This is a genomic window from Lachnoclostridium sp. An138 (assembly GCF_002160765.1).
Taxonomy (GTDB): Bacteria; Bacillota; Clostridia; order Lachnospirales; family Lachnospiraceae; genus Laedolimicola; species Laedolimicola faecalis.
This window is the reverse complement of record NZ_NFLF01000026.1, coordinates 1-20,435: the sequence shown is the minus strand read 5'-3', so window position 1 is coordinate 20,435 and position 20,435 is coordinate 1. Positions and strand designations below refer to the sequence as shown.

Annotated in this window: 24 protein-coding genes and 1 pseudogene; 23 read left to right on the top strand and 2 right to left on the bottom strand. The window is 48.0% G+C overall.

Annotated features, from left to right (window positions below; translation table 11 throughout):
* Positions 1-8 precede the first annotated feature (8 nt).
* The 20 genes and pseudogenes from B5E82_RS15830 to B5E82_RS15735 form a co-directional block, all read left to right on the top strand.
* The gene (locus B5E82_RS15830; protein WP_087308503.1) at positions 9-2,426 is read left to right on the top strand and encodes an ABC transporter permease; all 2,418 of its coding nucleotides are present in this window, start codon (positions 9-11) and stop codon (positions 2,424-2,426) included.
* 164 nt (positions 2,427-2,590) lie between these two features.
* Entirely contained in the window at positions 2,591-2,974 is a 384-nt protein-coding gene (locus B5E82_RS15825) for a GntR family transcriptional regulator (protein ID WP_087308502.1), read from the top strand.
* The gene (locus B5E82_RS15820; protein WP_087308501.1) at positions 2,967-3,827 is read left to right on the top strand and encodes an ABC transporter ATP-binding protein; all 861 of its coding nucleotides are present in this window, start codon (positions 2,967-2,969) and stop codon (positions 3,825-3,827) included. Before B5E82_RS15825 ends, B5E82_RS15820 begins: the two co-directional genes overlap by 8 nt.
* The gene (locus B5E82_RS15815) at positions 3,820-4,467 is read left to right on the top strand and encodes an ABC-2 transporter permease (protein ID WP_087308500.1); all 648 of its coding nucleotides are present in this window, start codon (positions 3,820-3,822) and stop codon (positions 4,465-4,467) included. The genes B5E82_RS15820 and B5E82_RS15815 overlap by 8 nt, the downstream gene beginning before the upstream one ends.
* A gap of 10 nt (positions 4,468-4,477) precedes the next feature.
* Positions 4,478-4,600, top strand: coding sequence for a hypothetical protein (locus B5E82_RS18645; RefSeq protein WP_275533171.1), 123 nt, complete (start codon positions 4,478-4,480; stop codon positions 4,598-4,600).
* A 15-nt stretch (positions 4,601-4,615) separates the two neighbouring features.
* Entirely contained in the window at positions 4,616-4,798 is a 183-nt protein-coding gene (locus tag B5E82_RS15810; RefSeq protein WP_334293292.1) for a cysteine-rich KTR domain-containing protein, read from the top strand.
* 314 nt (positions 4,799-5,112) lie between these two features.
* On the top strand, positions 5,113-5,295 hold the full coding sequence (locus B5E82_RS15805) for a hypothetical protein (RefSeq protein ID WP_087308499.1): 183 nt from the start codon (positions 5,113-5,115) through the stop codon (positions 5,293-5,295).
* Between the two features lie 424 nt (positions 5,296-5,719).
* Positions 5,720-6,142, top strand: a complete 423-nt coding sequence (locus tag B5E82_RS15800; protein WP_087308498.1) for an RNA polymerase sigma factor — start codon at positions 5,720-5,722, stop codon at positions 6,140-6,142.
* A 561-nt stretch (positions 6,143-6,703) separates the two neighbouring features.
* Positions 6,704-6,934, top strand: coding sequence for a DNA-binding protein (locus B5E82_RS15790; protein WP_087308497.1), 231 nt, complete (start codon positions 6,704-6,706; stop codon positions 6,932-6,934).
* 84 nt (positions 6,935-7,018) lie between these two features.
* A complete protein-coding gene (locus B5E82_RS15785; RefSeq protein WP_087308496.1) occupies positions 7,019-8,233 on the top strand; it encodes a tyrosine-type recombinase/integrase in 1,215 nt (404 codons plus the stop codon).
* Between the two features lie 148 nt (positions 8,234-8,381).
* Entirely contained in the window at positions 8,382-9,593 is a 1,212-nt protein-coding gene (locus B5E82_RS15780) for a tyrosine-type recombinase/integrase (protein WP_087308495.1), read from the top strand.
* A 419-nt stretch (positions 9,594-10,012) separates the two neighbouring features.
* Entirely contained in the window at positions 10,013-10,303 is a 291-nt protein-coding gene (locus B5E82_RS15775) for a hypothetical protein (protein WP_206415730.1), read from the top strand.
* Between the two features lie 53 nt (positions 10,304-10,356).
* Positions 10,357-11,556, top strand: a complete 1,200-nt coding sequence (locus B5E82_RS15770; RefSeq protein WP_087308494.1) for an ATP-binding protein — start codon at positions 10,357-10,359, stop codon at positions 11,554-11,556.
* Positions 11,557-11,622: 66 nt separating this feature from the next.
* Positions 11,623-12,174, top strand: a complete 552-nt coding sequence (locus B5E82_RS15765) for a toprim domain-containing protein (RefSeq protein WP_242966342.1) — start codon at positions 11,623-11,625, stop codon at positions 12,172-12,174.
* A gap of 83 nt (positions 12,175-12,257) precedes the next feature.
* Positions 12,258-13,652, top strand: a complete 1,395-nt coding sequence (locus B5E82_RS15760) for an XRE family transcriptional regulator (RefSeq protein ID WP_087308493.1) — start codon at positions 12,258-12,260, stop codon at positions 13,650-13,652.
* A 188-nt stretch (positions 13,653-13,840) separates the two neighbouring features.
* Positions 13,841-14,110: a CD1845 family protein gene (locus tag B5E82_RS18750; protein WP_087308492.1), complete on the top strand. Its 270-nt coding sequence runs from the start codon at positions 13,841-13,843 to the stop codon at positions 14,108-14,110.
* 103 nt (positions 14,111-14,213) lie between these two features.
* Complete coding sequence (locus B5E82_RS15750; protein WP_087308491.1) at positions 14,214-14,807, top strand: type IV toxin-antitoxin system AbiEi family antitoxin domain-containing protein; 594 nt, start codon at positions 14,214-14,216, stop codon at positions 14,805-14,807.
* Positions 14,804-15,652 (top strand): nucleotidyl transferase AbiEii/AbiGii toxin family protein, encoded by an 849-nt coding sequence (locus tag B5E82_RS15745; RefSeq protein ID WP_087308490.1) that lies wholly within the window; start codon positions 14,804-14,806, stop codon positions 15,650-15,652. Before B5E82_RS15750 ends, B5E82_RS15745 begins: the two co-directional genes overlap by 4 nt.
* A 127-nt stretch (positions 15,653-15,779) precedes the next feature.
* Entirely contained in the window at positions 15,780-15,968 is a 189-nt protein-coding gene (locus B5E82_RS19005; RefSeq protein WP_242966341.1) for a hypothetical protein, read from the top strand.
* A gap of 121 nt (positions 15,969-16,089) precedes the next feature.
* Positions 16,090-16,206 (top strand): annotated as a pseudogene (locus tag B5E82_RS15735) (helix-turn-helix transcriptional regulator); the annotation flags it as partial.
* 715 nt (positions 16,207-16,921) lie between these two features.
* On the opposite strand, the gene B5E82_RS15720 reads toward B5E82_RS15735, so the two are convergent.
* Both B5E82_RS15720 and B5E82_RS15715 read right to left on the bottom strand, forming a co-directional pair.
* The gene (locus B5E82_RS15720; RefSeq protein WP_087308487.1) at positions 16,922-17,614 is read right to left on the bottom strand and encodes an aspartate/glutamate racemase family protein; all 693 of its coding nucleotides are present in this window, start codon (positions 17,612-17,614) and stop codon (positions 16,922-16,924) included.
* A gap of 25 nt (positions 17,615-17,639) precedes the next feature.
* Positions 17,640-18,440: a helix-turn-helix domain-containing protein gene (locus B5E82_RS15715; protein ID WP_087308486.1), complete on the bottom strand. Its 801-nt coding sequence runs from the start codon at positions 18,438-18,440 to the stop codon at positions 17,640-17,642.
* Between the two features lie 442 nt (positions 18,441-18,882).
* Between B5E82_RS15715 and B5E82_RS15710 the strand changes: the two genes are divergently transcribed.
* The 3 genes from B5E82_RS15710 to mobV all read left to right on the top strand — a co-directional run.
* The gene (locus B5E82_RS15710; protein ID WP_002588751.1) at positions 18,883-19,296 is read left to right on the top strand and encodes a cysteine-rich VLP domain-containing protein; all 414 of its coding nucleotides are present in this window, start codon (positions 18,883-18,885) and stop codon (positions 19,294-19,296) included.
* Positions 19,297-19,407: 111 nt separating this feature from the next.
* A complete protein-coding gene (locus tag B5E82_RS15705; RefSeq protein WP_087231432.1) occupies positions 19,408-19,803 on the top strand; it encodes a replication initiator protein A in 396 nt (131 codons plus the stop codon).
* A 183-nt stretch (positions 19,804-19,986) separates the two neighbouring features.
* Positions 19,987-20,435, top strand: a 449-nt coding sequence (mobV, locus tag B5E82_RS15700; protein WP_206415729.1) for a MobV family relaxase, incomplete at its 3' end; no start/stop codon positions are given.

The window sequence follows — 20,435 nt, the reverse complement described above, 5'->3', positions numbered from 1 at the left end:
TGGCGGATATGACATTACCATTTGAAAATGATACGCGCAGAATAATACATGGTCTTGCGAAAGCTGATCTGAAAACACACAAATTAAAAACATTTTTAACTGCAACCATTATCGTTCTGGCCACCTGTCTGATGGCAACTATTTTTTCGGTTTTAGTGAATGATGCGTTGGGTCAAGCGAATCAGGCTCCATACCATGCTATGTATCGGGCAGTAAACGAAGATACCAAAACCACACTCCAATCGGATAAAGATTTTGAAGCCGTAGGCATCTACAAATCTTTTGGAAATCAGGTTGACCGTGATGGTCGTACCGATCTGGCATATATGGACGAACAGGCGCTGGCCTTTATGGGGTTCCGGCTTGTAGATGGCGTAATCCCGGACAGTGAAAATGAGGTGCTTGTGTCCGAAACCTACTTAAAGAATCGTGCTTTGTCGGTGGGAGATACTTTCCGGTTTGCTTATGTTGACAGCTTGACCAATGAAGAAAGAGAAGAAGAATTTACTGTATGTGGTACGATTCAAAACAAGGAACAAGAACGTGGAGAGCAGTTTTATGTTGTAACATCAAACAGTTTCCGAATGAAATATGCCCAACAATACAGTCAAATAACTTCGGATTTCAGCACAGAAACCGCTGCCACGGTTGATGTACTTGTTCTACTCAATTCGGATTATTCCAGTACAGGTTCCGATACCCAAAAAGACTTTTTGAAAAGCAAAGGCGAGTCTGCGGGCATCCCCAGCTTTGATGTTATCATAAATGAGAGTTACATTGATGGAGTTTACTTTGATGGAACTGTGATCGCTGCTGTCATCTTTTTCACCATATTCCTGATGTTTGCCAGCAGCTTTGTGATATACAGCATTTTTTATATTTCCATCGTAAATTCCATGCCAATGTATGCCCAGCTGATCTCATTGGGCACAACACAAAAGCAACTGCGCCAGTTCTTAAATACGCAAGGCAATATGTTGGCAGTGAGATTTATACCGCTTGGAGCATTGATTTCTATTTTGCTCATTGTCTTAATCTCTGGAGTACAATGGCTTCTGTATGATGCGCTCATTACTTTATTTGCGATCCTGCTGATTTATGTCGTTATTAAATTTGCACTGAGGAAACCCGCAAAACTTTTGGCAAATGCTTCACCCATTGAAGCTATGAAATTCAGGGATGGGGAAAACGCTGGTTCTCACAAGGAACTAAAACAGATCACCCCCGATTCGTTAGCGAAAAGCAATCTGCACACAAATCGGAAGAAAAATCGGATGTCAATTATTTCGTTAAGTATCAGTGGAACATTGATGATTGCATTAGCTATTCTTGTGTCCTCTATCAATCTTCCGGCTATGATACAGCAAAGCTATCCTATGGATGAAGATTTTCAAATTGGCATCCAAATGGATAATTTCTACGAACGCTTCCCGACAATTATTCAGAACAACCCATTATCCGATGAACTGATGGGACAAATCACAGATATTCCTGGTGTCCAGAAAATCATTCTTGACGAGTGTGTTATAGGCCGTTTGGTTGAATCGGCTGTAAATTATACCTCGCCCGAAGATAACTTGGAACTGCTGAATAGCTTGTCACCAGAACTGATCGCCAATGTCAGCGAAATCGTAAGTGGAACTGTTAGCTATGATGATTTAGGTACGAATGAAATTGTAATCAATAAATACCGCACAGATCGAAGTGAACTCAACTATGGCGATTTGCAAGTTGGAGATTCGTTGACATTCCGTTTTGAAGTCGGTGGACAGACCATAGAAGAAACATTTACTGTTGCAGGTATTGCCTATTTCCCCTCGACGGGATTATTCTATTGCACTCAAGAAGCAATCGAACAGATTTCCCCGTATAATAATACAACACATATCTCTATCTTTTGTGATAAAAACTATACGGAGTCTGTAAAAGACAGACTGGCATCTCTTATCAGCGGAAATCCGAATTTACGGCTCAAAGTATATTCGGAAGAATATTCTATGATTGCAGGGTTTATCAATGTAACAATGAGTAGTCTATATGCTATATCTGCCTTTGTCGTGATATTCGGATTGCTCAATATGATAAATATGCTGATTAACAGCGCAATCATCCGCAAACGGGAGTTTGCTTTGCTACAAGCTGTTGGGATGACAAACCGGCAACTGCGAAAAATGCTCTACCGGGAGGGTATGAGTGTCAGTATCAAGTCGGCACTATTGGCAGCGGCTTTTGGTATTACGATTGGTGGACTTCTGTGCTTTTTGGCAAATAAGGTAATGGCTCTGAAATTCGTTATCTTTGTCATTGATCCGTTACCTGTTCTCTTGTTTGCTGCTGTACTGATTGGGTTACAGATTCTTGTCAGCTATTTCATCTGTCGTTCAATCGAAAAAACAAGTCTGATTGAAAATCTGAGGGCAGAATAAACACTGCCTTTCAAGAAGAAAACTGGTCGGGACAGAGATTGCTTGTCCCGACCAGTTTTTGCTATTTGTAAACTTTCTTTAACCATATTGTCTTTTTGAACGCTTTGTGTTATAGTGTTATGTATAATAGCATAACAGTTAAAACAGTAAGAAGGTGAGATGGATTGAAACTAATTATTTCAAATGTATCAGGCGTACCCATCTACGAGCAAATTAAGCAGCAGGTCAAGGCGGCGATCCTATCTGGCGAACTGAAAGAGGACGAAGCCTTACCTTCTCTCCGAACACTGGCAAAAGATTTGAAAATCAGTGTCCTAACCGTTACAAGGGCCTATACAGAATTAGAGCAAGAGGGATTTGTCAAAAATGTTCAGGGACGCGGCTGCTTTGTCATGGGCCGTGGCTCTGAGCTGATGAGAGAGCAGCTTATCTGCAAAGTAGAAAATGGGTTGACCGATGCAATCAAGGCGGCAAGAATAGCAAATCTTCCAAACGAGGAACTGCACCGTCTTTTAGATATTTTATTGGAGGCGAATACAGATGACTAACTATTTAGAGGTGAAAAACCTGTCGAAATTCTTTGACAGTTTCCAGCTTCACAATATCAGCTTCACCTTGCCAAAAGGATATATTATGGGGCTGATCGGGCCAAACGGTTCCGGCAAGACGACCACCATCAAACTCATTCTGAATATGCTCCAGCGCAACGGCGGCGAAATCAAGATCATGGGGCTGGACAATATCGCTGACGAGCAGAAAGCAAAAGCGGAACTCGGTGTTGTATTTGATACCAACTATTTCAGCGATGATTGGCAGGTAACACAGGTAGAGAAATCCATCTCCGTTTTCTATCCCAACTGGAAGTCGGAGCGGTTTGCCGAGATGCTGCGGAAGTTCCACATTGCTCCCACCAAGAAAGTGAAAGAACTCTCAAAGGGGATGCAGATGAAGTTGATGCTGGCCTGTGCGTTCTCTTACGACGCAAAGCTGCTGATCCTGGACGAACCCACCAGCGGCCTCGATCCGGTTTCCAGAGATGAACTGCTTCAAATTCTCTCGGAATATATCGAGGACGGAGAACACAGTGTACTGTTCTCTACCCATATCACCGGCGATTTGGAACGCGCTGCTGACTATATCACTTATATCAGCTATGGAGAATTGTTTTTCAGCGGCAGCAAGGATGAATTTGTCGATATGTTCAGCATTGTCAAGGGAGGAATAGAAGAACTGTCTGCTGACCTGAAGGAAAAAGCTGTCGGTGTCCGCACATTCCCTACGGGCTTTGAGGCCCTGGTCAAGACCGAAGATACGGTCGCTTTTTCCTCTTTGAGTATTGAACCGGCGACCATTGATGAAATCGTTGTATTCACGAGCAAGAAAGGTGACGATTATGAGTAATACATTAAAAGCAACAAAATTAGACTTTTCGCTGGTAAAGCCCTATATCAAGGTGATCGGTTTTACCATGCTTCTTCCTATCGCTTTTGCGGCCATTAACCGTTCCATCCTGACCGGCGTTTCCTTTGCCATGTGCTTTATCGCCATGACCACAGGATACACTTTCTCTGTAACGGAGAAAAACAGCATGGAGCGTTTGTATGGGATTTTACCCATCAAGAAAAGCGAAATGGTAACAGGCCGGTATCTCTTTGTTCTTGCGCTGGGCGCGATGGCTCTGGTGGTTTCTCTTATCACACAGCCGATTGTGCTGCGGGCAATGGGTGAAAGTGTTGGAGCATTTGATATGATTAGTGCAGCCATCGGCGGTTTATTCCTGTTTGCCCTTTATACCGTATTTCAAATTCCGGGCTATTACAAATATGGAGCCATCAAAGGCCGTGTGTTCATGTATATTCCGGTTGCAGGATTTTTAGTGACTTTGTTTCTTCTTCCCAAACTGCCTTCTGATAACCCCATTATCAACGCGATTGCAAGTTCACCTGTGCTGCTTCTCGCTCTTGCGGTTGCGCTGGTGGTTGTTATGTATGCTGTGTCGATCTGGTTCTCTGTGCAGATTATGAAAAATAAAGAAATGTGAGGTGAATTGTATGGATTTTACGATTTTGGCAGTAGTGCTTTTGCTCGGTATTGGAATACCCGCTCGGAATAAGCTCATTCGCAAATACCGAGATAAAAAAAAGAAACAGGATAATGAACGGGATGAAAAATGAATATGGGAATAACAGATTTTATCCGTTGCCCCATTTGCGGAAACAAGACACACGACACACGACAAAATTAGAGAAGATACCATTCTTAAAAACTTTCTACTTTTTTGCCCTAAGTGTAAAAGAGCGTGTTTGATTGATGTTGAGCAATTCCATATGACATTTATCAAAGCGCCAAACGCACAGCCGCAGAGCCGATAACTCACAAGGTTTGCTTCCTTGTGGTTATTGGCTCTTTTTGAATGGTGCTGTGCTATATACATAATCAATTTTTTCGTGACGATGTTCCTGTTCAAAAAGGTGCTCCTTCGTCCAGGAATTAGATAAATTTTGAATTGCTACAAAATTGAAGCAATTCAGACCGTTATCCTGTCGAAAGAAGTCGGCGTTAGGACATTTCTGCAACAATTCAATTTTATAGTATTGACAAATCTAAATATAAGGATGCTATCTGCCCGGCAGCATATAAAAAACGCTGTTGGGGGGCGTAGATACTGTCTACGGAGGAATTAAAAATGGCAAAGAAAATTTCCAGAATAATTGGCATGATAATGCTGATTGTTGCCATCGCCTTTGTGGTTTTTGCTCTCAAACATCCAGAAACAAGCTTCCCGTGGAGCAATACCGTGACTTATGCCATATATGCTGTATATCTTATTGTTGTGACTATTCTTCTGGTCGCCCCATTTAAGAAGTAACAAGGAAGTAAGTTGCCGGACGACGGCAAAAGAAAAAAAGCCGTCGTACAGCAGCCCTTTTGACACGCCCATACACCCAGCGGCGGCTTTGAGAAATCAAGGCCGCCGCTTTCATTATCCTAAAAGGAGTGTGATGTCAGAGCCGGCGGCCCAGGGAGGGAGCCGCCGTGAGAGCAGCAATATGTAGTTCATCAAAAAAAGCCTTGCTTGTGCCTCGGCTCTTTCCACTCCTCCACCGGTATTATCCTGCCGGTTAATCGGCAGTCGCAAAAGAAATGAACTTAATGCCAGTTTCCCACTTCGGGAGACTGGCGTTTTTGTTTGTCGTTTTTTGTGGAATGGCCTCGAATTGTGCCGGTGCCGTTCTCCGCCCCATTTCGGCTCACCCGTCAACTGGACCCGTGAACCGAAATGGAGGTACATAATGCAGAAGATCAATCTTCGGGAGCTGTATCCCGATATTTATAAAACGGACACCTATCTGGAAGTAACCGATGAAGTGCAGGCGGTGTTCTTGGCCGACAAGCGAGCGGAAGCGCGCTACCTGCGGCAGATGTATAACTACAAAGCTCACTACTCCCTGGACTGCGACAACGGAATTGAAAAGGCCATTGTGCAGCCCCCGCCGACCCCGGAAGAAATCCTGGAGGACCAGCAGTTTCGCGATCAGCTCTATGCTGCGGTGATGGAGCTGCCGGACAAGCAGGCCAAGTGGATCTATGCCAGGTTCTACCTGGGCATGACCGTCAAGGAAATCGCCCAGGCTGAAGGCGTTGATCTCAGCTGGGTATATAAGAGTATCAAGCGCGGATTAAAGTATCTGGCCAAGAAAATTGAAAAAGTTTAATTTACATGGCCAAAATATCGCCATTTTCTTCACTACTATTAGAAGGACAATTCTTCCCCTTCATTGGCACATTGACAAGTGAATACACGGCATTTCTGGTACATAACCCATGTATGAGCGAATCAGGCGCGCCGCCAAGAAGGACAAGCCAAGGAGGTGATGAATCGGTTGTCCTGAGCGATCAACGTAAGCCTGGAACCTGAAGGTGGCACTTCGGGGCGCGATGACTGCATGGGGGCTTAAAGATACTTCCTCACGGCCTCCTAAAGACTTGGGAGGAACCCTGCGGCGCACGAGTAAAACGACGCTGCGGAGTTATGACAGCCGCGCCAGCGGAGACCAGAAGTGTCCCCATCGTCAGGGGTGCTTGGCAAATGTGGCGAAAAATAACCGATTAGATCAGGAAAGCTGTAACCATCTACTGTTAGCAACAGCAGATCGCAATGTGGGTACAGCTTTCTTTTCAAAGTCAGATACCATGCGCTGGCAGTTTTGGCTGCCAGCGCATTCATGTGATTTTGAAAGCCACAACCACATCCTTGACAGAAAGGGGGAACATTTATGGAAAAACTGATTTCTCGAAAAGAGGCGGCCAAAATCCTGGGTATCAGCATTGCAACTTTGGATGCAGCGCGCAACAGCGGGCTGATTTCCTATGTTCAGTATGTGCAAAATGGTTGCGTGTACTTTACGGATGCTGGCCTTCAGGAGTATATTGCAAAATGTACCCATCGTGCAAAGCCGATGGAAAAAAGCACGACATATCGTAAGCCGCGAAGCGCAAGAGTTTGAGCTATTCCGTATCCTTGCTGGAATCTAAAATGTCTGGTAAAACAAAGGTACAGCGCTGGAGTTTATTCTTAGGAGGTGACGGAATTGGCCAAAAGGCAAATAATAATTCCTCAATATGGCACCGTCATGAAAAAGGGTGTCCTGTATTATAGAACCAGAATCAAAGATGCGAATGGAAAGCTCATAGCTCTTTACGCGAAAACCCCTGAAGAACTTTACAATAGGGAAACACTTGCGTTGGAGCAGATTGAAAATGCTACTTTCCATCGGAAAACGCCCACGGTGGCCGAGTATTGTGAAAAGTGGCTGCTGATGCAATCGGTCCATGTGCGAGCAACCACCTTGACGGACTATACCTCGAAGGTCAGGCGGCATATCATTGCAGAATTGGGAGATAAGCGGATGGGAGAGGTCTGCCTGGACGATATTCAGCTTGCTCTCGTTCCAGTTTCCAAGAAATCCGTATCGGTTTACAAGTCCGTGGTGATTCTTTATAAGTCTATCTTTCGTTCAGCAATGGAAAGCCGGATTATCGACCACAACCCGACGATTCATCTAACGACAAAAGGGGGCGGCGTTCCCCAGGAGGATCGGCTGGCTTTGACAGACGAACAGGTAGAACGCCTTTTAGACGCGATCCGAGGTTTGCCGCCTTATGTATTTGTTATGATCGGCTTGTATGCGGGTCTACGACGGGAAGAAATTCTTGCACTACAATGGGATTCTGTATATCTGGATACGGACACTCCATACCTGACGGTAAGGCGAGCATGGCACACAGAGCATAACAGACCGGTCATCCTGGATGAATTGAAAACAAAGGCGGCGGAGAGAAATATCCCTCTCCCTGTTTGTTTGGCAGAGTGCTTAAAAGAGGCAAAAGCAACCTCGACTTCGGAGTATGTGGTTTCAAACCGGGATGGCGAACCGCTGTCTTACACACAGTTTAAGCGGCTCTGGCAGTATATTGTTACCAGAACCGTTAAGGAACGGTCATATTATCGGTACGAAGATGGAAAGCGTGTAAAACATACGGTTACCCCTGTTCTTGGAGAAAAGGCAGCTCATAATGGCAAGGTGGTTTACAGCTTGGATTTTGAGGTTACTCCACATCAGCTACGGCATACCTACATCACCAACCTCATTCATGCGTCGGTAGATCCCAAAACAGTTCAATACCTGGCAGGCCATGAAAGCAGCAAGATTACCATGGACATCTATGCAAAGGTCAAATACAACCGGCCGGATGAGCTGGTGAGATCAATGAGCAGCGCATTTGCAGGCTGGGAAGCAGTTTAAGAATAAAATAGGAAGTGAAACAGGAGCGAGGCAAGGATGTCTCGCTCTTTGTTTTGCCCAGGCCGTATCTTTGATTAAATTGAGGCTTTCTGATAAAAAGAGAGTGTAGATACGGAAACTGCACATTATCAGGAAAGGAAGATCGAAGATGGCTAAAAAGAAACCGGAGGTCCCGAAGTATGGAACCATTACATTAAAAGGAATCCAGTATTACAGGACCCGGATAATGGACGCAGATGGCAAGCAGGTGAGTCTGTACGCCACTACTTGCGAGGAATTGTATGAGAAGGAATTAGAGGCGCGGCGGCAGGTGGAGGAGATCATCTTTCATCGGCAGCATCCAACGGTGGCAGAGTATTGTGAAAAGTGGTTGCTCATGCAGTCGGCAAAAGTTTCTGCCTCTACGCTCAGAGGCTATACGAGGGACATGAAAAACTATATCATCAAACCCTTGGGCGAGATGTATATGGAGGAAGTCACTTCTGATGATATTCGGTTGGCGCTTGTCCCGCTGTCGAAAAAGTCAGAGGGATTGTATAATAAGGTAAATATGCTCCTAAAATGTGTTTTTTACACGGCAGAGCGGAGCCAAATTCTCGAACACAATCCCTGTGAGGGAATATCGGGCAAGGGCGGAAAGCCAGCAAAAAAGAGGGAGGCATTGACAGATCAACAGGTAGCCGTGCTTCTGGATACAGTCAAAGGGCTTCCTCCCTACCTATTTATTATGCTTGGATTGTATTCCGGTCTGCGCCGAGAAGAAATCCTCGCGCTGCAATGGGACTGCGTATTTCTGGATGAGCCTACACCTTATCTATCGGTAAGGCGAGCGTGGCGTACAGAGCATAACAGACCGGTGGTTTCTACGGTGCTAAAGAGTAAAGCAGCCAAAAGGGACATTCCAATTCCCAAGTGTCTGGTGGATTGTCTGCGGGAAGCCAAGGAAACCTCCCATTCGGACTTTGTGATTGCAGACAGCAATGGAGAGCCGTTGGCTGCATCCCAGTTTCAGCGAGTATGGAAGTATGTAGTTGTCCGGTCCACCAAGCCCCGCAACTATTATAAGTATGTGAATGGGCAGAGCATCAAATACACGGTTACCCCAACGCTGGGCATGACCCAGAAAAATCAACCCAAAATCAGATATACGCTGGACTTTGATGTAACCCCGCATCAGCTGCGACACACTTACATTACCAATCTGCTCTATGCTGGTGTTGATCCAAAGACCGTCCAATACCTTGCTGGACATGAAAACAGCAAAACAACTATGGACATCTACGCCAAGGTGAAGTACAATAAACCAGAGGAGCTGTTTGGGGTGGTAAACGGTGCTTTCCATCAGGCTCCGGCTCAATAAAAAACCCTGTTTTTTGTGGTTACCACATAGGATAACCGAGAGCTAAAAAGCCGGAAAAGCCCGGAATATCAAGGAAAATCGGCTCTAAAACTCGCGCAGTACGGCCTCAAGGCTGCCCGTCGCGCGCCTCAGTTCTCCAAGAGATAACAGGCCCGACAAACCAATTCAAAAATGCTCAAAAAGCCCGGAACCATGCGGTTTTCCGGGCTTTTTCCTTTCCCAAAAGTCTGCCCGCCTTTGTCCGATTTTGGAAGGATTTGACCAAACCGAATCCGGTTTATCTTGTTCTTCTGAGTTGCCGCTGTTACGTTTCAAGTGGATGAACTCGCACATTTGCGGTGCAGCGTTCCTTCTACATTTGCCATTGCGCTGCGGGGCAGGTATAGTATAATAAAAATCGTAACAAGGGGTGATGATAGATGGACGATAGCTACTGCCTGCTCCCGGAGCGCATTTCCGAGCAGTTCTTTGAAATCGACAGCGACATCGTGATGGATTTGGCAGCTGCCAGCCCGGAATATACCAAGTTAAAGGCCCAGATGGAGGAACTGAAGCGCCAAAATCCTGCGATTGGCGCTCTGCTGGAGGGCAAGGGAGAACTTTCCTTTTCTGCCGAGGAGCATGCCGCCTTTTACATACCAAAATTCATTCGAACCCAAAAAAGTCTTGAAAAAAATAAGTTTTTACGGATTACAAGTAAAAACTACTGATATTCTTCGAGTTTTTCGCTATACTATTAGTAAGGAACAAGGAGGCGAACGATATGATTATCCGACCACAATATATGAACACGCTGAAAACCTATCGGGATGTTCCGCTGGTGAAGATACTGGCAGGAATCCGGCGCTGTGGTAAATCCACAATTTTAGATATGCTGCGGGATGATCTGCTGAAAAGTGGGATTGCCGCAGACCACATTATCAGTATGCGCTATACGTCGGAGGATTTTGACGACGGAATGACCGACAAGGCTATGTATCAGGGCATTAAAGAACAGATGACCGACGACGGGCGCTACTATCTGCTGCTGGACGAAGTGCAGGAGATTGACGGTTGGGAAAAAGCAGTCAACAGCCTGCTGGAAAATGCCAATACCGATATTTATGTGACCGGCTCCAATTCCAAGCTGATGTCCAGCGAGATCTCGACCTATTTGACGGGACGATATATCTCCATTCCGGTTTATACACTGTCTTTCGCTGAATATTTGGATTTCAAGAAATCAGATTCCCGTTCCCCAAAGGAACTATTAAACGAATATCTGCGGCTGGGTGGCTTCCCCATTGTGGCGCTCGGCAACTTTGACGAACGCTCGGCCTATCAGATCGTGGAGGGAATCTATAACTCTGTGATTACCAACGATATTACAAAGCGGCATAACATCATGAACTTTGATTTGTTCAACCGTGTTGTCAAGTATATCGTGGAAAATGTGGGCAAGACCTTTTCCGCCAACGCCATTGCAAAGTTCCTCAAAAGCGAGGGACGTTCCCTATCCGTGGAGGCAGTTTACAACTATCTGAACTGGCTGGAAAAGGCGTTTGTGATCTATCGCTGCCAGCGGTATGATTTGCAGGGAAAATCCGTGCTGAAAACCCGGGAAAAATTCTATCTGGCAGACGCTTCTCTGAAATACTGCATCATGGGCTTTAATCCGAAGTCCATTGCCGCTATGCTGGAAAACATCGTGTATTTTGAACTGCGGCGGCGGGGCTATGAAGTTTATATCGGGAAGAATGAAACGAAAGAAATTGATTTTATGGCGGTGCAGCGTGACGAGCGTATCTACGTTCAGGTTTGTCGCAGGCTGCCGGAGGAATCGGATCGGGAGGTTGCCAATCTCCTCGAAATCAAAGACCACTATCCGAAATATGTGGTAACGCTGGATGAGCTGGCGGCAGGAAATATCAATGGCGTGAAGATCGTGCATTTGGCGGACTTCCTGCTAAGTGACACATACTGATCTAAGAGTGTGATACAGTGCCGAAAGAAGGGTGGATATGACCAAACAGGGCGATTTCCTCATTTATTGCGTGGAAACCTACAAAAACGCCAAGCACTTGACTGGCAGGCAGGTGACAGCCTGCGGATTTCCAACGGCAAATGGTGCTGGTTTTCCCGTGGGATCGGCGGTTACAGTGCGCTGGACTATCTCATCAAGGTCAACGGCTATTCCTTTCTGGAGGCCATGGAAACCATCTCCGGCAGGGCGGCCATCCCGCCGCCTTCCTTTGTGCCAGCGCCGAAGGAGGAAAAGCCCAAGCACGGGATCGACTGGCGGCGGCACAATCTGCTGTCCCTGGCCGGGGTGTACCAGCCAAAGAAAAAGATCGAGGAAAGCAAGCTGCCGGTGGCCCTCACCCGATTTTTGGAGGACCACCCCCATGTGAAAACCATCTATCTTCATCTGGACAATGACACCGCTGGCCGGCTGGCTGCCAAGGCGATCATGGCTGTCATGCCGGAGGGCTACCGGGTGGAGAACAAACCGCCGACCCGTGGAAAGGATGTGAATGATTTTCTGTGCCACCGGCTGGGGATTCTTATTCGGGGCAGCCACGGCAAAGAGCCGGAGCGGTGAGTGCCGGTTTTGCATCTTTGACAGATTCTCCCTCTTGCAAATTGTTATCATATATGTTAACATTGAAGCAGTGAGGTGAGAGTATGGATGAACTGCGCAAACGGCAGAAAATCATATCCCAGCTTGTGGAGGCCCGTCTGGAGCAGGGCATTTCCCAGGCAGAGCTGGCAAGGCGGCTGGGAATCCAGCGTTCCGGCATTAACCGCCTGGAAAGTGGGACACAGAACCCCACGCTTGATATGATCTTAAAAATCGCTTCGGCGCTGGGAAAGGATGTTTCACTGGAACTGAACGACAAGGAGGAGCCTATGAGTCATGTTTACAGTCTCCGCATTTATGATACAGAGCTAATGCGCTTTTCCATGGAAAAGCAGGGCTTGTCCGGCCTTGTAGCCGAAATCTTATACACCAACGAAGAGCAGGCCCATTTGTTGCCTTTGGATATGGAGCGCACCGGCAAGGGCGTCATCCATTGGCTGGAGCGGCGGGTTATCCCCAAAAACCGCGCCTTTGTGGACGAGATTTTGAAAACCCTTGGCCTTAGCCTGGGCGACACCAAGGGAATTATCGACGTGTGCAAGGGGCTGTCGCTCAACGACAGCTATTGGGTGGTGCCGGAGGGATTTGAGGGGAAGTTCTCCCAATACAATCTTTACGAAAATCGCTTTTCCGAGATACTGGCGCTGGTGGCCTATACCGGCGCAGGCGGGAGCAGGCAGGCGTTTACCACATCCCCGGAGCTGACCACAGGCGGTATGCTGCCCAAAGCGTGGCGATATGTGGAGCACGATGGGATTTATCTCTACAAGGGCGGCACGACCGGCGCGTCCAATGCGGGCAGGGAGCCGTACTGCGAGTATTATGCTTCGCAGATTGCGGAAACCATGCGTCTGAACGCCGTGCATTATGACCTGGAGAACTGGAAAGGCATTACCGCCTCTAAGTGCGCCCTGTTTACCAACATCGACACAGCCTATATCCCCATCGGGCGCATTGTCCGAACCGGGGGCATTGCCGCCTGCCTTGTCTACTATGACAAGCTGGGGCCGGAGTTTTCCGAGCAAATCCGCAGTATGCTGGTTTTTGACGCCCTGATTTACAATGAGGACCGCCACTTTGGAAACTTTGGCGTTCTGCGGGATAACCACAGCGGCAACATCATTGCGCCCGCCCCCATTTTTGACAACGGGCTGTCCCTGTTCTGCTATGCCGGTAAGGAAGATTATGCGAATCTGGACGAGTATGCAAAAACCCGTTCTAACCCCTACAACATCTCCTATGAGGAAGTGTGTGCGGAGGTCATGGGGGTAAAGCAGAAAGAGCAGCTCCGCCGCATGATCGGGTTCCGGTTCAAGCGCCACGAAAGCCTGGGCCTGCCGGAAGAATATTTGCAGGCCATTGAGAAGCATTTGGAAGGCAGGGTGCGCAAGTTGCTGGCAATCCCAACCCGCCGTCTGAAACAGGAGAAGGCGCGGTAAAAACGAATATCTTTTTTGGAGAGCGTTCTGAAAATGGACGCTCTTTTTTGCTGCCCATTTTTAGAGAGGAGCGTGAGCGATGAACCATTATGATGTTACCATCCGGGAAACGCCGGAGGTGAAAATGAAAGTGGCGGCAAACAGCCGGGAGGAACCAAACGCAATCAACAGAAACGAGGTGAAACATAATGAACACGCAAATCATCGCCGTCGCCAACCAGAAGGGCGGCGTCGGCAAGACGACCACCTGTGCCAACTTAGGCATCGGGCTGGCCCAGGCTGGAAAGAAAGTGCTGCTGGTGATCGCGGTGCTTTTGACCTACTCGCCGCAGAACAGCATTATTCTGCTGGTGATTGTTTTCCTGGTCAGCCCGGTGGGTCTGCCAATGGCCGCCGCCTGGCTGGTGGGCAAGGTGCAGGACCTGCGGTATGCAATCCAGGACGCGGTGTATGGCTGAATCGAAAATGCAGAATTGCCGGGAGATACATCCCCGCAATTTTTCGACTTTACTTTCATGCTAATTTCGCGTATAATATTAGTATGAAAGGAAGGTGAAGAACATGAGCCAATTTCAACAACTGGATCAGTTGCTCGAACACCAGGATGGGATGCTGCGCACCGGGCAGGTCCTTGCGGCCGGGATCTCAAAGCCTGTTTTTTATCAATTCGTGCAGTCTCGCGGGCTGGAACAGGCGGCGCATGGGATTTATCTTTCCAAAGATGCTTGGGTGGATGCTATGTATCTGTTGCACTTGCGCTGTCCACAGGCAATCTTCTCCCATGAAACAGCGCTGTTTTTCCATGACCTGACCGACCGGGAGCCTCTGGCCTATTCCATCACGGTGAAAACGGGCTATAACCCTACCCGGCTCAAAGGTGAAGGTGTCCAGGTATTTACCATCAAGGCGGAGCTGCACGAGGTTGGCCTGATTGCGATGCAGACGCCTTTCGGCCATGATGTGCCGGTCTACGATATGGAACGGACGATCTGCGACCTGCTACGCAGCCGGAATCACATGGAAATGCAGACTTTCCAGGGCGCTTTGAAAGCATATGCCAGACGGAAGGATAAGGATCTTCAGACGCTGATGCGCTGCGCAAAGCTGTTCCGAGTTGAGAAGATTTTACGCCAGTATCTGGAGGTACTCTTATGATAAAGACAGCAAGGCAGCTGAAAGATTTGATCCGCAACCTGTCCAGGAAAAACGCTGCGGACGCGCAGATCCTAATGCGAAACTACATGATGGAGCGGTTCCTGGAGCGCATTTCTCTCTCGGCCTACCGGGACAAATTTATCCTCAAAGGCGGGATGCTGGTGGCCGCGATGGTCGGTCTGGATGCCCGCTCCACGATGGACCTGGACGCAACGGTTAAGGGAACCAACGTCAATGTGGAGGACGTAGAGAACATGATAGCTGAGATCATCGCTGTTCCCATTGATGACGATGTTACCTTCCGGGTGAAAAGCATCTCGGAGATCATGGATGAAGCAGAATATCCCGGCATCCGGGTGACGATGACAACACTCTTTGACGGGGTGCGCACGCCGCTGAAAATCGACATTTCCACTGGCGATGCGATTACTCCCAAAGAGGTACGGTACAGCTTTAAGCTCATGCTGGAGGACCGATCCATTGATGTGTGGGCCTATAACCTGGAAACTGTGCTTGCGGAGAAGCTGGAGACCATCATTACCCGGACTACGACCAACACCCGTATGAGAGATTTTTACGACATCGCCATCCTACAACAACTCTATGACAGCACTCTGGACCCGCACATTCTCCATGACGCACTGCTGGCAACAGCTCATAAGCGCGGCACCGAACGCCATCTGGCTGAGGCCACCGAAGTCTTTGACGAAGTGGAGACCAGCCCGGTCATGCAGGACCTGTGGGCGGCCTATCAGAAAAAGTTTTCCTATGCGACCGACATCGAATGGAATACGGTCATGGATGCGGTTCGGCAGTTGTTCGCTCGTTGCGAGGGCATGGCATGAAAAAGCATGACACTACTGTAAAATCTGCGGCGAGTACAAGGCAAACGAAAAATTTTCCGGCAAAGGCCATGCCGCGCATATCTGTAAAATTTGCGCTGCCCTACCGCCAGAAAAGCAGGCAGAAGAAATGATGATTACCCGGCTTGTCAACCTTCCCTGGCAATTATCCAAAGAACAGCTTTCGTGGCTGAAGAAGCGGATGAAAGACCGACGGGACACCGTGAGAGTCTTGGCAATCGAACAGTATGAAATGCGGTACCCGCCCAGGACGGAACTGAATGAATTGGAAGCGATAAATATGGATTTTTCGGGGTAAAAGTGAAAAGCACAGCAGATGTAAAAAGATTTTGACGTACATGATAAGTGATGTAAAAGCCGTTTGGTAGACGATATAGGGTGTTTCCCCTACAATAAAAATGCAAGGGAGGTGCAGTGGCATGGAGCATGATATTGGAAGCAAAATCAAGGCAGCCCGAATTGAGAAAAAATTAACACAAGAACAGATTGCTGAAGTATTGGGAGTGAGTCGCCAGACCATCTCAAATTGGGAAAATGGGGTATCACTTAGATAAAGATACCACACCAATCCCACGCTAACTTTTGCTCAACCGATACAGCCGGAGGGCTGGATAACAAGAAAAGGCGGTATGCGCCCCGTGGAGGGGTAGCATACCGCCTTTTCTTGTGGGGGTTTCCAAAGGGGGCAAAGCCCCCATTTGGCACACGACTTTGCGAAGCAAAGTGTAGTGTGTTATACCTGCTGGCGTGGCTGGCGGGGAAAACGGGGTGCGGTACTTTATGCGCCCCGTTTGCTCCGGCAGGAAAGCAGGCTGAATTTTTGCGAATGGGAATGAGCAAAAAAACAGTCTGTTTTCAGAGAACGGCGGCAGGTATATGAAGCCCCCGTCCCTCGTCCTACGCTCCGACTTGTGGACAAAGTGTCCCGAAGTTGTGGCCACACTCCCGGAAAAGTAGCAGGACAGCGGGCAACCGTCAAGGCTGAAATGAACGGGTTTGCACCCGGCCTTGACCGCCGCCCACCGTCCTGCTAAATGGGTGGGCAAGACGGCCAATCCCTTAAAGTGCTTGGCCGCTCTCTTTCTGAATTTCGGAGCGATTTTTCTCTCAAAATTGAAATGGGCGGGAAGCCATTTTAGGGCTTTCCCGCCTTGATTACCCTTTAGCAAAGGCGGGCGGGGCTGTCAACGGCGGCGCATGAAATGCGCCGTTCATCTTGACCGTTGACTGGCTCGGCTGGCTTTGCTATTTTTATCGAATTGCATATTGGTAAATTGCATTGATATGTACTTGGGTTGTATTCACGATTGGTATATTAACATCTTCAGACTTTATGGCAAGTGGCAGTTCCGTACAGCCGAGAATGAGTGCATCTACATTTTCTTTTTCAATGTATTTATTTGCCAGTGCAATCATTTTCTCTTTATCGCTCGGAATTACTATGCCATTCTCTAAATTGGGGTATATCAGTTTCCCTAATAGAGATATTTCTGCGTCACATGGTATAACCGCTTTTATCCCGTTTACTGTTAATGCCTTTTCATAAAGACCGCTACGCAAAGTTGATTCTGTACCAAAGATAAGTGCTTTTTTGAAACGAAGCCGCTTAAGTTCCTTAACAGTTTCCTCGACAATGCTAATTACAGGTAGCGGAAAATTATTGCATATTCTATCCCACACGATATGTTCTGTATTTGCGGTAATAGCAGCAATTTCTGCACCAGCCGCTTTCAAATTAGAGAGACTGGAAAGTAAATATTCTCCTAAAACTGAATAGTCGCCATTTTCGAGCGCCACATCATGTTTCAGCATATTTACACTATCAATCACAATTTCTGGATATATGCTGTTGTTTTGTTCTGCCAAACTTTTTTGTATAAGTCCCAAATAATACTCTACTGTTGAAGCGGGGCCAATCCCTCCGATAAGTCCTATTTTTTTCATTTAGTTACCTCTAACATTACATAGATTATTTATTGGTTTGCTCAATTACCTTTTTCGCAAACTGCTGGAACATTTCAACAGTTTCTTTATCCATCGGTGCAAGCTGTCCGATCTGTCCGGCTATCATCGCCGTTACATCGTCAATGGAAAGCGGCTTTTGTTTCTGCTCCGCCAGTGCGTCCCGCATGGCTTGGAACATAGCGGCGGTCACAGCTTCCCCCGGCTGTTCCCCGTTGTCAATATCTTTCTTAATATCCCGCAGGATAGCCAGGAACACATTTTTGATTTTCTCTATCTCCGCTTCATGTTCCCCCATCTTCTGGGCGTTCAAAAGCTGTAAATCCTGCTTTGCTTCCGCCCGGCGTTCCGGGTGTTCTTTCATCAGGTCGGACAGGGAAGCCGTTGCCATCTCTATAAGCTGGTTTCGTGCCATTATCCCCTTTGCCGCCGTGTCCTGAAAATAAATCCGTATCAAATCTATCAGCTTGGGAAAATTCCTGTGTTCCAGTAAGCGATTGAGTATTTGCACATCAACAGCACCCGTCACAAGCCCCCTCACGGCTCCCTCTGACAAACCTAATTCAGAAATATCGTAGCTTTTACGGACGCTCACGGTAGACAAGCCCAGTATGTAGTCTGTCGATACCTTAAATTCCTTTGCCACACCTATGAGAATATCACTGCTTACCGTTCTTGTTTCGCCGCTGACAATGCGGCTCAACTGGGAAGCGGAAACGCCTATCTTCTCCGCAAGTTCCTTTTGTGTGATGTGGTTCCCGTTGCATAAATCGGAAATCCGCTGTCCGGGTGTTCCGGGTAAAGCCATAAACACGCACCTCCTCCGCATACTTCCATTATACAGAATGATTGCAAAAATTCAATTTCCAAAGTGTAAACTTCATCAAAATGCAATTCTCGCAAAATTCCGGGGATTGCATTTTTTTCGTGTAGACTTAGGGTAGTTCATCGATGGACAGCACCTTGAAAACAGAATGACCGTCCGAAAAGGAATACCCCAGCTGGGGAAGCACCGCAAGGAGCCGGACTTCGGGACAAAATGTCCCGAAGCTGCGGGAGCGTGCCAACGCCGGAATACGCCGCTATTGTCGGGGCCCCCGCAAAGCCGCATGGCTTTGTGGGGAGAGGAGGAGCAGCGGAGCGAGTGAGTTTTGCCGCTTGCGGCGAAACGAGCGATACGCAGCTTGCGACGACGAGGCAGGAAACCTTTTCGGGGAGAACGGCAACGGAAAGCAAAATGGAGGGAACGCATGAGAGATAACCCCTATAAAGACTTGCCGCCGCTGGAACGCAGGCCGGACGGTTCCCTTTACCGCATGACCCCGGCGCAGAGAAAACAGGCGGCCAGCCTGATACGCCGGGAGTGCTGTTGCTGTGAGGACGGCAACTGCATTGTCCTTGACGATGGGGACACCTGCACCTGTCCGCAGACGATTTCTTTCTCGGTCTGCTGTAAGTGGTTCCGCTGGGCGGTCTTGCCGCTGGACGGGACGCTGGAAGCGGAGATTTTCCGGGATAAGGACTTGAAACGCTGTGAGGTCTGCGGCGGTGTGTTCGTCCCCAAATCCAACCGGGCAAAATACTGCCCCGGCTGTGCCGCCAGAGTTCACAGGCGGCAGAAAACAGAAAGTGAACGGAAAAGGAGGTCTGCTGTGGACAGTTAGGAGCGAAAAAAGCCTTGATTTATCAGGCTTCGCAAGCCCCAAACCGGGGCAGGTGGTATAAAGTATCGCCCGCCCCGGAAAACGGGCTTCTAACCGTCCACAAAACGCACTATGACAAATACCATCTATATCCATCAGCCGGAAAGGGCGTTCAGCTTCACCCGGCTCCCGAATTTCCTCTTTGAAGCCCCCACGTTCAAGCTCCTGTCCAACGAGGCAAAGGTTCTGTATGCCTTTATTCTGCGCCGGACAGAGTTATCCCGCAAAAATGGGTGGGCGGATGACTGCGGACGGATTTTCCTGTATTTCCCTATCTGTGAAGTGGTCACATTGCTCCATTGTGGGCGGCAAAAAGCGGTGAACACCCTGCGGGAACTGCAATACGCCGGACTGGTGGAAATCCAGAAGCAGGGCTGTGGAAAACCCAACCGCATTTTCCCAAAATCCTATGAAGCGGTTCCAAACACCGACTTCAAGAAATCCCGTTCTGGTACGCCGGAGGACTGAAAACCGTACCCTTGAAGTACGGAAATCAATCTTGAGAAGTACGAAAACCAGACGGTATATAGAAATACAAAGATTAAAATGATTTATTTATATCCATTCCATTCCTATCGTATCAGAGATAATTCTGGCGGGATTTTCCCTGTGGAAAACCCTGGATAGGAAAGGAATGGGGAAAGGAGCAGAATGGCACAACACGCAATTTTGCGGTTTGAGAAGCACAAGGGCAACCCGGCAAGGCCGCTGGAAGCCCATCACGAAAGACAGAAAGAACAATATGCCAGCAATCCCGACATTGACACAAGCCGGAGTAAATACAACTTCCATATCGTCAAGCCGGAGGGACGCTATTACCACTTCATTCAGAGCCGTATCGAGCAGGCCGGATGCCGGACGAGGAAAGACAGCACACGGTTTGTCGATACACTGGTAACTGCCAGCCCGGAGTTTTTCAAGGGGAAATCCCCAAAGGAGATACAGGCGTTTTTCCAGAGGGCGGCGGCTTTCCTCATTGGCCGGGTAGGACGGGAAAATATCGTGTCGGCGGTGGTACACATGGACGAGAAAACGCCCCACCTGCATTTGACCTTTGTTCCGCTGACAAAGGACAACCGCCTGTGTGCAAAGGAGATTAT